Source organism: Candidatus Krumholzibacteriota bacterium (assembly GCA_016932415.1).
Taxonomy (GTDB): domain Bacteria; phylum Krumholzibacteriota; class Krumholzibacteriia; order Krumholzibacteriales; family Krumholzibacteriaceae; genus Krumholzibacterium.
The window spans coordinates 279,362-293,376 of record JAFGCX010000010.1 but is presented as its reverse complement, the minus strand read 5'-3'; the positions used below and the strand labels follow the sequence as shown (position 1 = coordinate 293,376).

At 51.0% G+C, this 14,015-nt stretch carries 10 protein-coding genes; 6 read left to right on the top strand and 4 right to left on the bottom strand.

All coding sequences use genetic code 11. The annotated features are described in order from the left end of the window. Positions 1 to 43: 43 nt before the first annotated feature. The 4 genes from JW814_04080 to JW814_04065 all read right to left on the bottom strand — a co-directional run bounded on the left by JW814_04080 (position 44) and on the right by JW814_04065 (position 4,411). Positions 44 to 706: a TrkA family potassium uptake protein gene (locus JW814_04080; GenBank protein MBN2070616.1), complete on the bottom strand. Its 663-nt coding sequence runs from the start codon at positions 704 to 706 to the stop codon at positions 44 to 46. A gap of 35 nt (positions 707 to 741) precedes the next feature. Continuing rightward, the gene (locus JW814_04075) at positions 742 to 2,124 is read right to left on the bottom strand and encodes a potassium transporter (protein MBN2070615.1); all 1,383 of its coding nucleotides are present in this window, start codon (positions 2,122 to 2,124) and stop codon (positions 742 to 744) included. A gap of 31 nt (positions 2,125 to 2,155) precedes the next feature. Further along, positions 2,156 to 2,515 carry a hypothetical protein gene (locus JW814_04070; GenBank protein MBN2070614.1) on the bottom strand — a complete coding sequence of 120 codons (360 nt, stop codon included), beginning with the start codon at positions 2,513 to 2,515 and terminating at the stop codon, positions 2,156 to 2,158. Positions 2,516 to 2,719: 204 nt separating this feature from the next. After that, positions 2,720 to 4,411 (bottom strand): ChaN family lipoprotein, encoded by a 1,692-nt coding sequence (locus JW814_04065; GenBank protein MBN2070613.1) that lies wholly within the window; start codon positions 4,409 to 4,411, stop codon positions 2,720 to 2,722. A 74-nt stretch (positions 4,412 to 4,485) separates the two neighbouring features. On the opposite strand from JW814_04065, the gene JW814_04060 reads away from it, so the two are divergent. The 6 genes from JW814_04060 (at position 4,486) to JW814_04035 (ending at position 14,009) form a co-directional block, all read left to right on the top strand. Next, positions 4,486 to 4,746: a hypothetical protein gene (locus tag JW814_04060; protein MBN2070612.1), complete on the top strand. Its 261-nt coding sequence runs from the start codon at positions 4,486 to 4,488 to the stop codon at positions 4,744 to 4,746. Then, a complete protein-coding gene (locus tag JW814_04055; GenBank protein ID MBN2070611.1) occupies positions 4,730 to 7,033 on the top strand; it encodes an acetate--CoA ligase family protein in 2,304 nt (767 codons plus the stop codon). The genes JW814_04060 and JW814_04055 overlap by 17 nt, the downstream gene beginning before the upstream one ends. Positions 7,034 to 7,120: 87 nt before the next feature. Beyond that, the gene (locus JW814_04050) at positions 7,121 to 8,008 is read left to right on the top strand and encodes an ABC transporter ATP-binding protein (GenBank protein MBN2070610.1); all 888 of its coding nucleotides are present in this window, start codon (positions 7,121 to 7,123) and stop codon (positions 8,006 to 8,008) included. 70 nt (positions 8,009 to 8,078) lie between these two features. Beyond that, positions 8,079 to 11,447, top strand: a complete 3,369-nt coding sequence (locus tag JW814_04045; GenBank protein MBN2070609.1) for a hypothetical protein — start codon at positions 8,079 to 8,081, stop codon at positions 11,445 to 11,447. Positions 11,448 to 11,457: 10 nt separating this feature from the next. Continuing rightward, positions 11,458 to 12,933, top strand: coding sequence for a TolC family protein (locus JW814_04040; protein ID MBN2070608.1), 1,476 nt, complete (start codon positions 11,458 to 11,460; stop codon positions 12,931 to 12,933). Positions 12,934 to 12,959: 26 nt separating this feature from the next. After that, on the top strand, positions 12,960 to 14,009 hold the full coding sequence (locus JW814_04035) for an efflux RND transporter periplasmic adaptor subunit (protein ID MBN2070607.1): 1,050 nt from the start codon (positions 12,960 to 12,962) through the stop codon (positions 14,007 to 14,009). Positions 14,010 to 14,015 lie beyond the last annotated feature (6 nt).

Here is a 14,015-nt window from a genome sequence, read left to right as displayed (position 1 = left end):
CTCCTCTTTCGCGCTCGGGACCTCTTCAGCGCCTCCACCGCTGTCATTCCCTCATCTCTTCCAGCTTTTTAATATCAGTCCGCTTGCCGGTGACAAGAAGTATATCGCTGTGTTTTATCACGAAATCGGCTGCCGGTACGAGGACGAAGTTCTCAGGCACGAGTTCTTTAATGCCTATAATATTGATATTGAATTTCGATCTTAATTGCAGTTCGGCGAGAGACTTGCCTACGAAACTGTTGACCGGAGCGATCTCGGCTATCATATAATCCTCCGACATCGGAAAGAAATCGAGGATATCGGGCGAAGAGAGGTTTTTCGCGATCTTTATCGCTATATCCTTCTCCGGATGGATGATATCGGTAGCTCCGACAGCTGTCAGGATCTTTCCGTGATCCTGATTCGTCGCCTTTACGATGATACGTTTGACGCCGATCTCCCTGAGATACAGCGTGATCAGGGTCGCGGCCTCGGTCCTTCCTCCCATACCGACGACCACGGCATCCATCTCCTCGAGGCCGAGCGTCTTTATCATCTCCTTCTGGGTCGCGTCACCGACAATAGCCTGGGTGGAATATGGCCTTATTGCCATCACCCTCTCTTCATCGATATCAAGACCCATGACGTCCTGGCCATCCTCGAACAGCGTTCTTGTCACGTGGAAGCCAAAATTCCCCAATCCTATCACTGTATATTTTCCAGCCATTTCCGATCCTTTCCTCGCCCCGGTGACCGGGCCGGTCATCCGATCATAACCCTTTCTTCCACATATTTGAATAGCCTGCCGTGTTCCTGTCTTGTTATTACGTAAGCTACCGTGAGAAGTCCGACTCTTCCCAGTAGCATCAGTACTATCAGTACGATCTTTCCACCCGCCGTCAATGCTGAGGTTATCCCCATGGAAAGGCCCACAGTCGCGAAAGCCGATACTGCTTCAAACAGATAGGCGAGGAAAAATTCACTCCCCGATCTCATCGAATCCATCTCCGTCACCAGAAGCAGTATCAGCCCGGCCGTAACGACCAGTACCGCGAGGAAAAAAATCGAAAGCGTCCTCGCAATCATATCATCCGGGATCGTCCGCCTGAACATGCTTATCACATGGCGCCCCCGGAATTTGTCCTTCAGGATCGCAAAGAAGACCGCGACGGATGTCGTCTTGATCCCTCCCCCGCACGATCCGGGGCTGGCTCCCGCGAACATCAGCATCACGATCACGAAAAGAGCCGCCGGTCCCATAAGGGGGATATCAAGAGTGTTGAAACCGGCCGTTCTTGCCGTCACCGATTGAAAAAGAGCCGCGAAAAGCTTTCCCTTGATGGAAAGTGACGAGAGTTCCCCGCCCATTTCGAAAATGAATATCAGGACCCATCCCGTCAAAATAAGCACTGCCGTCGTCGAAAGTACCATCTTGGTGTGCAATGAGACCGGGACCCGCCTGTGCTCCCTGCGGTACCTTATCCTGTTCCTGAATTCGTAGATCACTGGAAAACCGAGGCCACCGGCTATTATCAGAAGTATTATCGTCGTATTCAGCCACGCGCTCGTCCTGAAATCGATGAAACTGGTCCTGTATGTCGAAAACCCGGCGTTGCAGAAAGCAGAAACGGAATGAAAGACTGCTTTTCGAACGGCATGGGAAAATCCGAGATCGTTATACCAGAAGAGAAAAAGTGAAAGCGCTCCCAGCCCCTCTGCTATGAAGGTGAAGATAAATATCGAACTGATCAGTTTTCGCACGTCGCGTATCGGGGCCGGAGTGAAAGTCTCAGTCACTATCCATCTCTCGCGGATCCCCAGGCTCTTGCCGAGAAAAAGGAAGAGAAAAACCGAAAAAGTCATTACACCGAGTCCTCCAAGCTGGATCAACAGCAGGATGACACCTTTCCCGAAAATGGTGAACTGACTGCCCGTATCGACGACGATGAGCCCGGTGACGCATATAGCTGAAGTAGATGTAAATAGAGCGTCGACAACAGGAAGGGAATCTCCAGTCGATGATATCGGCATCGCCAGAAGTAGCGCTCCACTAAACGCGGCGATCAGGAAGCTTATTATGACTAGCGATCCCGGACGCATCCTCTGCACCTGGATCCTGATCATCTTTGCGATAGAAGATCTCAATATGATCCCTGTCCTGTATTAAAGAAAAAACCTATTTCAGAAAACCTATTCTTCTGTCGCTTCCGTCGAGCGATCCGACTGTCTCATTTTCCAATTTTTCGGGGTCGATATCGGGAAATTTTACTACAGTCAGGACCTTTCGCCAAGGAAGAAGAAAATTCACCGTATTGATCTCTTCCTTCTGTTTATTCACGGGTATGCACTTACCGCCGGAATCTTTGAGTTCTATGGTGACGAATTTCCTGTTCTCGACCCAGATGCCGATCTCATCGACTGCCGACACCTTGCAGAAAAAGGGGCAGTCCTTTTCAATGCCGGTAAATTCAAGCCCCTCTGTCGAATCAAGCCTTACAAGAACTGTCTGATCGACAAGGTCCCTGGCATCTTCCATTTCTCTCTCCCTCATTATATGATCACTTCACACACGGACCAGTACGCGCGCCAACGGGTGATCGCGCCGCGCAGTGGAACGCTGCTCCCCGAGTCCAGGCTCCGGGCACAGCAGGCGCCAAGCTTGATCAGAGCCAGGATTGCGGTGATTTTGGGGGTTACGGGGAAAAAATTCAAACAAAAACGAAAAAAAACCGGAAAACTGCTACCCGGCCTCTTTCCCGCCTGATCGAAAATCCCTTTGAGGAGAAGTTTTTTCGACCCATCGCATGTAGGTCTTGATCCCTGATCCTTTATGTGAAAAATTATCCCTGAAAAGTCTTAGAAGTTCCCTGCGCCTTATCTTCCCCTCGCGATAACCCTTATGGATCGCATCACCGAGAGTCCTTCCAAGAGTCTTGATTATAAAAAGCCTTTTTCTTATCTCGAGCCTGTGGATCTCACCAAGCTTGCAGGTGACCCTGCTCCCCTTCTTCCATTCCCTCTCCCATTTGAAATGGTATTTCAACATCGCCGCGATATCCCGCGTCTGTCCGATGGAAAAACCGTCCAACGGCCGTGAGACCTCTCCCGCCTCATCTATCCTGCCGAGAAGATCGTCGGCTGAGGCCGCGCCGATCCTTGGATTGATGATCCTCGCGCCAGCCCAGGCAAGAGCCTCCTCTATGACGAAAGCGTAGAACCTGTCCTCTATACTCCTCCTTATCCTGCCTGACATTCCCAGTTCGCCCCTCATAGCGTAGACGACAAACCTCGATGCCTCGACGGCGGCGCTCATCCGGTTGAAATGAAGCATTAAAAATATATTCAAGGCGGGAAAATAGCTCAGACCGGTCCTTCGCAGATCCTGCTTGACGGCAAGAAGTCCTCCAAGGCTGACCTTTTTCGACCTGAGAAGAGTCGAAAAGGATTTATAAGTCTTTCTGAAGTGGATCTCGGGAAAGACCGATTCTACCGGTTCGACCCAGTCCCGGGAGATCTCCACCTCGAGAGCTTCTCCCTTTCCCAGCAGGATCGCGGAAATATTATCGACCATCTCTTTCAGCGAACCCGACACAGCTTCGGAGACCGGCTGATCGCTCCACTTCTCTATTATATCCCTGTACGACTGGTACTTGACAAGCGGGGAGGCGGTAAAGACGCAATACCTGTTCCTTGCGACCATCACCGCGGTGGCTTCCTCGCGTCCTTCGCGAAGAAGATCCCAGTATATATCGTCAATATTCTGTACTATTACCAGTTCCCTGAGCTTCCCCTCAGAGATCTTCCTCAACTCGTCGGGCAGGTGAGATGAAGCGAGGTGCGATTCGCCGGCCATTACGACTACAGTATGGCCAGGGAAAAACTGTCTTATCGATAGTATCTTGCGCGCCATCATCCTGTCGCGCCGTTTTATGAATCTCAGCTGGTCCCGGGGTTCATAATCAATCCCGAAAAGAGGGACGAAGGGTTCTTTCGCCATCTCGAATATCCGCCTGTAACTCTCCCAGTCGAACCCCCACTCCGAATCGTAATTGATCACCCTGAGGAATTCCTTTTCGCTGTATTTTCCCTTCATCCACCTGTCGAGCGATTCCTGCTGATATTCATAGAGCATCTCGAGGGCAAGGACTACATCGGCTCCCTTTTTTTTCATTTCCCTGACAAGAAAAAGGACCCACTCCTGGCTGTCATCGAGAGGGTGGTAATCGCCGAAGTAGACTATATCGCTGGCAAGGGCCCTTGAGATAATCTCATCAGTGCCGACGATCTTTCTGTAACCGGCGAACTCAGACTGAAACTCGCGTATATAACTTGAACTGGATGACTTATCCGAACCGAATATCTCTTTTTTAAGACCGGACACTATCTTTTCCTGGACATCGATCTCTTTTTCGATATGTTTCCTGTCTATCATCAAGGCAAAGGACTCCCCGGTCGGCAAATCGATTCGAAAGACCTCTTCATTAATATTCGACAAGAGAGGCCTGTTTGAATATAATACCTTACACCTGTATCTCGGAAGAAACGAATTTTTCTTTAGATGCAAAGGAAGAGATGCTGAACCACAAGGACGCTCTGAGATGGTGCGCTCCCGATTGTCCTTACTGTTCTTTCCCCGAGGAAGAACACCTCGGTGGAGCGTGCCGTACCTTTACCGCTCTTTATTGCGGTAAGTACAAGCGGCTTGTCCGGAAAAGCGCCCTGTGCATCGACAACAAAAAGGATAAAAACGATGCCCCCGATCACTGACAGGTCAGTGGTAGAGAAGGTCAGGGAGATAATCTCGGTTGAACTTGATAAGGGCCGGGGTCATCTGCTCGAGGATAAAGCATACCGGATATTCCGGCTTATCGGGTTCGATACTCCCGAATTTCTCAATATTGAAGAAAAAAACGGGATACTGACCGCTGATCTCGCCTCGATACCGGGAGACAGGGTCATCTGCAAGTTGCTATCGCCGCAGATCCCCCACCGTTCAGAGCATGGCGGGATTGCAATTGTCGAAAAGGATGTAAAGGAACTGGGCAGGGTATTTGATGATTTCTCGAATATCGCGGGCAGACTCGGCGCTGAACTGTCGGGAATGCTTATCGCGGAACTGCTCGATATAGATGAATCGATCCCCTGGCAGCTTCTGCTTTCGCTCAGGCAGGACAGATCTTTCGGCCCCGTGATCGTAATGGGCCTGGGTGGCACAGGCACGGAAGTCTATCAGGACGGATTGAAAAATGAAAAAGGACTCTTCATCAGATCGGCGTCACGCGTTCTCGAATCTGCCGATAACGGGAAGTATCTTGAGAAGACCCTTTTCTACCCGATCATCTCGGGCTCGACAAGAATCTCTCCAAGAGCGATCATCGACACCGGAAAGATAGAAGAAGCCCTCACAGTCATGGCCTCACTCGCCGAATCGTTCTCTCCCCCCTCTGAGCTCTTCTACGGTACGATCGAGGAACTTGAGATCAATCCACTTCAGATAACCGTCGATGGCAAGCTCGTACCCCTTGACGCCCTGGCAAAGATATCGAGACGCCGGTCAGATGATCTGTTCCCGCCCCAGAAGAAGATCGACCGGCTTTTAAGGCCTGAAAAAATCCTTATAATAGGGGCTTCGGCGACCAGGATGAATATGGGGAGAACGATACTCGCAAATCTTCGGTCTGATGGAAGCTCCATAGGAAAAGATGATATCGTACTCCTCCATCCTGAGGAATCGATGATAGACGGGTGCAGAGCGTTCAGAAGTCTCGGCGAGCTTCCGGAAAAAATCGACATGACGATATTTACGATCCCGGCGGGCGATGCGGCCGCGGCTCTCCTCGAAGAGCTGATCAGTTCGGGCATAACCGAATCGATCATACTTATATCGGGGGGATTCGGCGAACTCGAAGAAGGAAAAGAGCTGGACAGAAAGATCAGGAAAGCGATATCTGACAGCCGGAGAGGCAAAGGGGGCGGCACCGTCGTCAACGGCCCCAACTGCATGGGCATAATATCGAGACCGGGAGGATACAACACCTTCTTTCTTCCCGGGTACAAGATATCTTTCGATGGAAGATTCGGACGCTCCACCGCTGTACTGAGCCAGAGCGGCGCCTGGCTTGTCACTCTTATCAGCACTCTGTCGGCGGTCTTTTCGCCACGCTACATGGTGTCGGTCGGAAACCAGATCGACCTGACGATCACCGATTACATGATAAACCTCAAGGACGATCCCGGAACCGATCTTTTCTGCCTCTACCTCGAGGGGTTCAAGCCGGGCGGGGGAAAAAGATTTCTTGATGTCTCAAGAGAGATCATCCGTTCAGGAAAAAAGATCATAGTCTACAAGACGGGACGTACGGCGGAAGGGGCCGCCGCTGCCGCGTCCCATACGGCGGCAATGGCGACGGACCACGAAATCTTCGACAGGCTCCTCGCCGAAGAAGGTGTCTATCAGGCCGATACTCTCGAAGATATTGAAGATGCGGTAAAGGTCCTCACTCTGCTTGGGACAAGGAATCCGGGCGGCAACAGGGTAGGGATATGCAGCGACGCAGGTTATGAATGCTCAGTCGCCGCCGACAGGCTCGGATCGATGGTACTCGCTCAGTTCACTCCCTCGACCAGGACGAACCTGGGGAAGCATCTCCCTGCCGGCATAATCGATATCCATAATCCGACCGACACTACTCCCGCTGTGACGACAGCGGAGTTCGGAAAATGCGTCCGGGCTATAATAGACGACGCGAACACCGACTGTATAATCATATCGAACGTCGCCGCGACAGCTACCCAGGAGAACCTCGAAGCGGGGCCCGGTCACGATGAGGATATCACCAGGGAAAGCTCGCATCCCAATACCCTGATCAGACTATTCAATTCAACGGCGAAACCGGTGATCGTATGCATGAATGAGGGTAGGATATATGATGCCGCGGTAGCGATGATGGAAGATGCGGGTATCCCTGTTTTCAGAAAGATCGACCGCGCGATGAAGGCGATGGATATCTTTCTTCGCTTTTCAGGAAATAATGACGAAACCGCGTCAGGGTAAAGAGCGACTGAAACTATAAACACCGACTCGACGTATGCTAGTTGTTCGATCCCTGATCGTCACCGCCACGCAGAAAGAAAGGACAGGATGAATATCTCCATAAACGGACTGAACATGGTCTACAAGGGAGGGAAACGGGCGCTGGACGACGTGAATCTGGAGATAGGGAGTGGAATGTTCGGCCTGCTCGGACCTAATGGCGCTGGAAAGACCACTCTGATCCGGATTCTCGTGACACTGATGAAAGCCTCATCGGGAAATATCAGTTTCGGCAGTCTCGACATCCTCAGAAACAGGCGGGAGATCAGAAGCATGCTCGGTTATCTTCCGCAGGATTTCAGATTCTTTTCAAAACTCAAGACATGGGAATTCCTCGATTACGTGGCGAGCCTGGCCGGACTGAAGAATAAGGCCACAAGGACCCGGGCGGTAGATGAGATGCTCGAACAGGTAGGACTCTTCGATGTCAGGGACCGGCAGGCAAACAAACTCTCGGGTGGAATGAAGCGCAGGCTCGGTATAGCGCAGGCCCTGATAGGAGATCCAAAGATCATAGTAGTCGACGAACCGACGACGGGTCTCGATCCGGAAGAGAGAATAAGGTTCAGGAACCTGATAGCCGATATGGGCCACCGGAACGTGACTATCATCCTGTCGACCCATATTGTCGGAGATATCTCAAGCACATGCCATAACATGGCCCTTCTCGACGGAGGCAGGGTCGTTTTTCGCGGAGCTCCCACTGAACTGATAACGATGACCAGGGGGCACGTATGGCGGATCGAAGCTGTAGAAAGCGAACTCGAGGATATTAAAAGCAGATATTCGGTGATCTCGACCTTTCCTTCCACCAACGGATGGGAAGTCGACGTGGTGGGAAAAGAGCTCGACGGTTATCCCGGAACGGAGATCGATCCGAATCTCGAACACGCGTATGTTTATTTCATGGAGCATAACACTACGAAGAATAACTGACGATCCGTGACATTCGCGCGCCCCGCGACGACGCGCCGCGCGCTTCCCGCGTAAAAGAAAGGCTGAAGCGATGATCTCTCTTTACAATATCTGGGCTGTCGCCAGGATCGAGGTCAAGACACTGTTCCGAAGCTGGTTTTTCAGGATCTTTTCGATGATCGCGATAGGGTTTCTCGGTTTCTGGACTTTCGCGGTCCTCTCTCCCGTCACGTCGCTACCTTGGGGCATGAGAGCGATCCCCTCGACTGTCCCATATGTAGTCATCCTCCTTCTCAACACGGTCCAGGCCGTCATAGCGGTTTTTCTCGCATCCGACTTTCTCAAAAGAGACAAGAAGCTTGATACCACCGAAGTCGTCTATATGAGATCGATGACAAACGGCGATTACGTCATAGGGAAGACCACGGGGATACTGATGATCTTCCTCTGCCTGAATTTCGTCGTCCTTCTCGTTACACTGGCGATGCATCTGATCCTGGGCGATACAGGCATAATGTGGGGATCATACCTTATCTATCCGCTGATCATCAGCCTGCCGACCCTGGTCTTCATCCTGGGACTCTCCTTTCTTATGATGGTGCTTATCAGAAACCAGGCGATCACATTCATACTGGTACTGGGGTATATCGCCCTGACTCTTTTCTATCTCTCTCAAAAATTTCACCATCTCTTCGATTACATGGCGTACAACATGCCTCTTCTATACTCGGACTTCACCGGATTCAGCGACACCTGCCGCCTGATAATGCACCGCTCGATCTACTTCTTTCTCGGCCTTTCATTCATAAGCGTGACGATCCTGATGATAAAGCGTCTTCCCCAATCTAGGATGATGACGGCAGTCTCAAGGATAAGCGCGGTCGCTTTTCTCGCAGTCGCTCTTGTTCTCGCTTTCCTGTATATAAATGATATCAGCGCCGGTGTCTCGATGCGGGAACGGATCGCCGCTATCGGAGACGAGATGGTAGACAGACCGGTCGTCACTCCCAGGATCTGCAGGATAGATATGGAACATCTTGGAGGAAAGATCTCGGCCACGGCGTCGCTGAAGATCGAGAACCAGACCGAATCAGTGATAGACGAATATATCTTCAGGCTCAATCCCGGGCTTAAAGTCGAATCGGTCCGGGGGTTGAGCGGAGAAATCGAATTCTCCAGGAATATCCAACTGCTTGTCATCTCACCCGCCGCCCCCCTTGTTCCGGGAGCTACTGACACCTTCACAGTCGAATACCGGGGGACGATCGATGAAGATGCCTGCTATGCAGATATCCTCGAAAAAGACAGGGAAAAGATAGCCCGGATAGACAACGCCGGCCCGGTGAGCCCGGGCAAGAGATATTCATACATGACCGATGATTTCCTTCTGCTGACACCCGAATCGCTCTGGTATCCTACTCCGGGAGCGGGGTACAGCCCTTCGCATCCCGAGATATCACGGAAGGATTTCATATATTTCAAGCTCGACGTAAAGACGCGGGAGGACCTGATCGCGGTCTCCCAGGGATTCTGCAAGGATCGTTCATCCGGCAAATGGTCATTCCGAACCTTGTCCCCGATCCCGGCGATGACGCTGGTGATCGGAGATTATTCCCCCATATCGGTAAACGTCGACTCGATAAAGTATTCGATCTACATAAAGAAGGGGCACGATTTCTTCTCGGAATATTTCAACGAGATCGGAGATACGCTGGGAGTGATGATACGCGATTTTCGACAGGAGACCGAAAACGAACTCGGGCTGGATTACCCCTTCGAGCAGTTCTCCATGATAGAAGTACCGGCCCATTTTTTCAGCTACCGGCACCTGTGGTCTGTCGCTCAGGAGATCGTGCAGCCGGAACTGGTCCTTCTTCCCGAGAAAGGCCTCTCTTTCAGGGCTATTGATTTCAGAAGGATCCAGCGAAGGATGGAAAGACGCAGGGAAAGAAGCAACGAGACGACATCTCCCGCGGAAAAGCAGGCGGACAACCTGACCCGTTTCGTCAATTCCACCCTGACCGGCAGTTCCGGATTCTTTTCTTTCGGGGACAATGAAAATCCATTCGCGTTCGCTCCCAGCTACAACGTCTTTCCCAACTTCCTTACCTTCACGACCAATATCAGATCTGAAAGATGGCCTGTCCTCAATATGGCGCTCGAAGCATATTACGCCGGCAAGATGGAAGGGACTCCCTCTTCATTTGTACGATTCATAACGGGACTCTCCCCCGACGAAAGGATAAATCTCGCTCTGGGAGAAAAGACTCTGCAACAGATCATGTCTGACAGGGATAAACGCGACCTGGCGCATTTCGCGATCAAGGCAAAAGGGGATTATCTCTTTCTCCTCCTGGAAAGTATCCTGGGAAAGGAGGAGTTCAACGATTTTCTTTCGGGTCTGATAACAGAGAACCGTTTCGGATCGATGACCGATGATCAGATTATCGACAGGATCAGGGAGCGATTCGGTTTCGATTTCGCGCCGCAGATCGATGACTGGTACGAAAGCCGGCAACTCCCCGGTTTCCTGATCGGCAACATCGATTCATACAAGGTGCTTGACGGCGACAGGGAAAGATACCAGGTCAAGGCCCGGATAAGTAATCCGGAGCCGGTCAGGGGACTGCTCAGGATAACCTTGAAAAGAAGGATGGGACAGGGACGGGGCGGTTTCTTCGGTCCCAGGATACCGAGGAGCGAACGCGATGATGAACTGGAAGAGTTCATCGGGCTCGAAGCCGGGGAGACAAGGGAACTTGGATTCGTCCTCGACTACCAACCCGGCAATATCGAGATCAACACTCTTATTTCCAAAAACATACCATCAGTCATAACTGTCGGACTTGAAGATTTTGAGCTTAAAAAGAAAGTCCTTCCTTTCAGTGGCGAGAAAAAAGGCGTCGAGACAGTCTCCCTCGGAGAACCGGGAGAGATAATCATCGACAACGAGGACCCTGGGTTCAAATTCGACAAGACCTCGAAAAAAAGTCTTCTTAGAAGACTGCTTCCCGATATCGGTCCCTCCGATGAGGAAAAATATGTGGGCATGATCTCATGGCGCTCGTCGGGAAGATGGCTGATCTCTACCGATTCGAAATTCTACGGGAAATATATCCGATCCGCTCACTTTACCAATGTGGGAAAAGGAACGAAGAAAGTCTCCTGGAACGCCGAGCTCGGAGAGAGCGGGTACTACGATATTTATGTTTACATTTCCAGGATCAGGCCTCCGTGGGGGCGGCATAACGATACGGTCGAATACGGAAGTAACAATTTTATGATCCATCATGACGATGGAGTCGATGAGACCCAGTTGGAACTTGACGGATCGGAAGACGGATGGAATTTCCTCGGATCCTATTACATTTCTCAGGGGGCCGCGACAGTCGAACTGACCGATAAATCTGACAATGGACGGTTTATAATCGCCGACGCTGTAAAATGGGTAAAACGCTAGAAAGGTGATCATGTTTAAAAGAAACCCGGCGATCGCCGGGACATTTTTTCTCGCCATAATGTTTCTGATGACCGATCCAGGGGCTGGTCTGATGGCTCAACAGGTACTGACGCTAACTGATGCTCTGGAAATCGCCATGAAACAGAGTCCGAGGATCAGGCATTCAAGGATAAGCCTTGAAAGAAGCGAAGCGAATCTCAGGGCGGCGAACGCGAGGCTGAAGTCAAGATTCAGCCTGTCGATAGCTCCGATCAACTACTCCAACTCGAACCAGTTCAACGACATCTTCTCGACATGGTACAGGCAGGAGACAATGGAGTCTTACGGAACGTTCAGGATCGACCAGCCGGTCAAGTGGACGGACGGCACCCTGTCGCTTATTAACCGCTTTTCATGGAAAGATTCCTACAGCGAATACACCGATGAGTCGAGTGAAACATATTCGAACAACCTCTATATCCAGTTTCAGCAGCCGATCTTTACGTATAACCGGACAAAAATGGACCTCAGGACCCTTGAACTCGAACTGGAGAATTCACAGCTCGCTTACGCCCTTGAAAAACTGGCGATAGAAAAATCGGTAATGGAGCGTTTCTACGCGGTGTACGAGACCAAGATGCGCCTTGAGATCGCGGTCGAGGAGTACAAGAACAACGAAGTCAGTTATGAGATAAGCAAAAACAAGGTCGACGCCGGGATCGCGAGTCTCGAGGAACTTTACCAGGCCGAGCTTAATATGGCTAACGCAAGATCCTCCCTGCAGAACCAGAAAGTCAGTCTTGAAGACGCCCATGACCTGTTCAAACAGCTCCTCGGGATCCCTCTCGACGACGATATCGAAATATCCGCCGACATCACGTACAAAAATATAGCTGTCGATCTTCAGACCGCTATAGCAAACGGACTCCGCCACAGGGCGGAACTGAGGCAGAGACAGATCGCGATTGAGAACGCTGAAAACGCCCTGGTGCGGGCAGGGACGAAAAACGAGTTTTTGGGAAACATCTCCCTGTCGTACGGATCGATAGGGACAAATGAAGTGTTCAGGGAGCTGTATGACGCTCCGGACAAGAACCAGCAGGTCTCCGTGATGTTCGAGATGCCGATCTGGGACTGGGGCGAAAAGAAGGCGGAGATGAGAGCTTCGCAGGCCTCCCTGGAATCGAACAGACTTTCGCTCGAACAGGAAAAGGATAATATCCTGATCTCGATCCGCCAGGCTTACAGGAACCTCGAGAATCAGATGATACAGATAGATATCGCAAGGCAGAACGTGCGGCGTTCGCAGCTGACCTACGAGATCAACCTTGAAAAATACCGGAACGGAGACCTTTCCAGTTATCAGTTGAACCAGTTTCAGACCCAGTTGTCCGAAACGAGGCTTAACGAAGTCTCCGCCCTGATCAAATACAAACAGTACATTCTGGACATGAAGATCCAGTCCCTGTGGGATTTCGAACTGAACAAATCGCTGGTCACAGACTGAAAACGGTTTCAAGCAAGGAGCCCGAAGTGAAGAAGACAATCCTGATACTTATACCTTTCCTGCTCTTTTCATCATGCGGAAAAGACGACGATAGCGTCGAGACTGAGATATCGACTCCCGTCTCAGTCGAAGAGATCAGACTCAAATCTATCGAACAGTTCAGTATAGCGACGGGGACGGTGAACTCCTCGAGAGAAGCTACCCTTAAATCGGAAAAAAGAGGCGACTACCATCTGCTCACCAACCCGGTCACCGGTCGCCAGCTGTCCCTGGGAGATCCGGTAAGGAAGGGCCAGGTAATAATCCATCTGGAAAACATCGAGGAACAGAACTCTATACGGATCGATTCCAGAAAACTGAACCTTGAGACATCCCGTCTTGATTTCGAAAAACAGAAATCGCTTTACGAGAAAGGCGGAGTGACCCTGACTGAGCTCAAAAATTCGGAGCGGACTTATATGGACGCGCGATACGATTACGATAACGCGCTCATCCAGCAATCGAAACTTGACATAACCGCTCCATTCGACGGGATCATCACCACTCTTCCATATTATACCTCCGGCACGATGATCGAGGCCGGAAATATCATGGTTCAGATAATGGATTATTCGGACCTCTACCTCGAGGTCTCCCTCCCCGGAAAGGACCTCGGAAAGATAGAGGCAGGGTATAGCGTACGGATAATGAACTACGCGATCCCCGACGATACTCTGAGCGGAAAGGTGACGCAGGTCTCCCCCACCCTCGACCCCGAAACGAGGTCTTTCAGAGCGTCGATCGATGTGAGAAATGATGACCTCCTTCTGCGGCCGGGGATGTTCGTCAAGGCGGAGATCATAGTCGCGATGCACGACTCGACTATAGTCATCCCGAAAGAGATAATCCTGGTAAAACAGAGAGGCAAGACAGTCTTCATAGTCGAAAAAGGGGCCGCGCAGGAAAGGATGATAATAACCGGCCTTGAAAATCCCGACGAGATCGAGGTGCTCGAAGGCCTTAAAAAGGACGACCGCCTTGTAATAAAAGGTTTCGAGACCCTTCGCAACCGGTCGAAGGTCAAAGTAATACGATAATATTCA

Coding starts and splice junctions, on each gene's coding strand:
- JW814_04080 (MBN2070616.1), bottom strand. CDS start 706: ATGGCTGGAAAATATACAGTGATAGGATTGGGGAATTTTGGCTTCCAC.
- JW814_04070 (MBN2070614.1), bottom strand. CDS start 2,515: ATGGAAGATGCCAGGGACCTTGTCGATCAGACAGTTCTTGTAAGGCTT.
- JW814_04065 (MBN2070613.1), bottom strand. CDS start 4,411: ATGATAGACAGGAAACATATCGAAAAAGAGATCGATGTCCAGGAAAAG.
- JW814_04055 (MBN2070611.1), top strand. CDS start 4,730: ATGCCCCCGATCACTGACAGGTCAGTGGTAGAGAAGGTCAGGGAGATA.
- JW814_04050 (MBN2070610.1), top strand. CDS start 7,121: ATGAATATCTCCATAAACGGACTGAACATGGTCTACAAGGGAGGGAAA.
- JW814_04045 (MBN2070609.1), top strand. CDS start 8,079: ATGATCTCTCTTTACAATATCTGGGCTGTCGCCAGGATCGAGGTCAAG.
- JW814_04040 (MBN2070608.1), top strand. CDS start 11,458: ATGTTTAAAAGAAACCCGGCGATCGCCGGGACATTTTTTCTCGCCATA.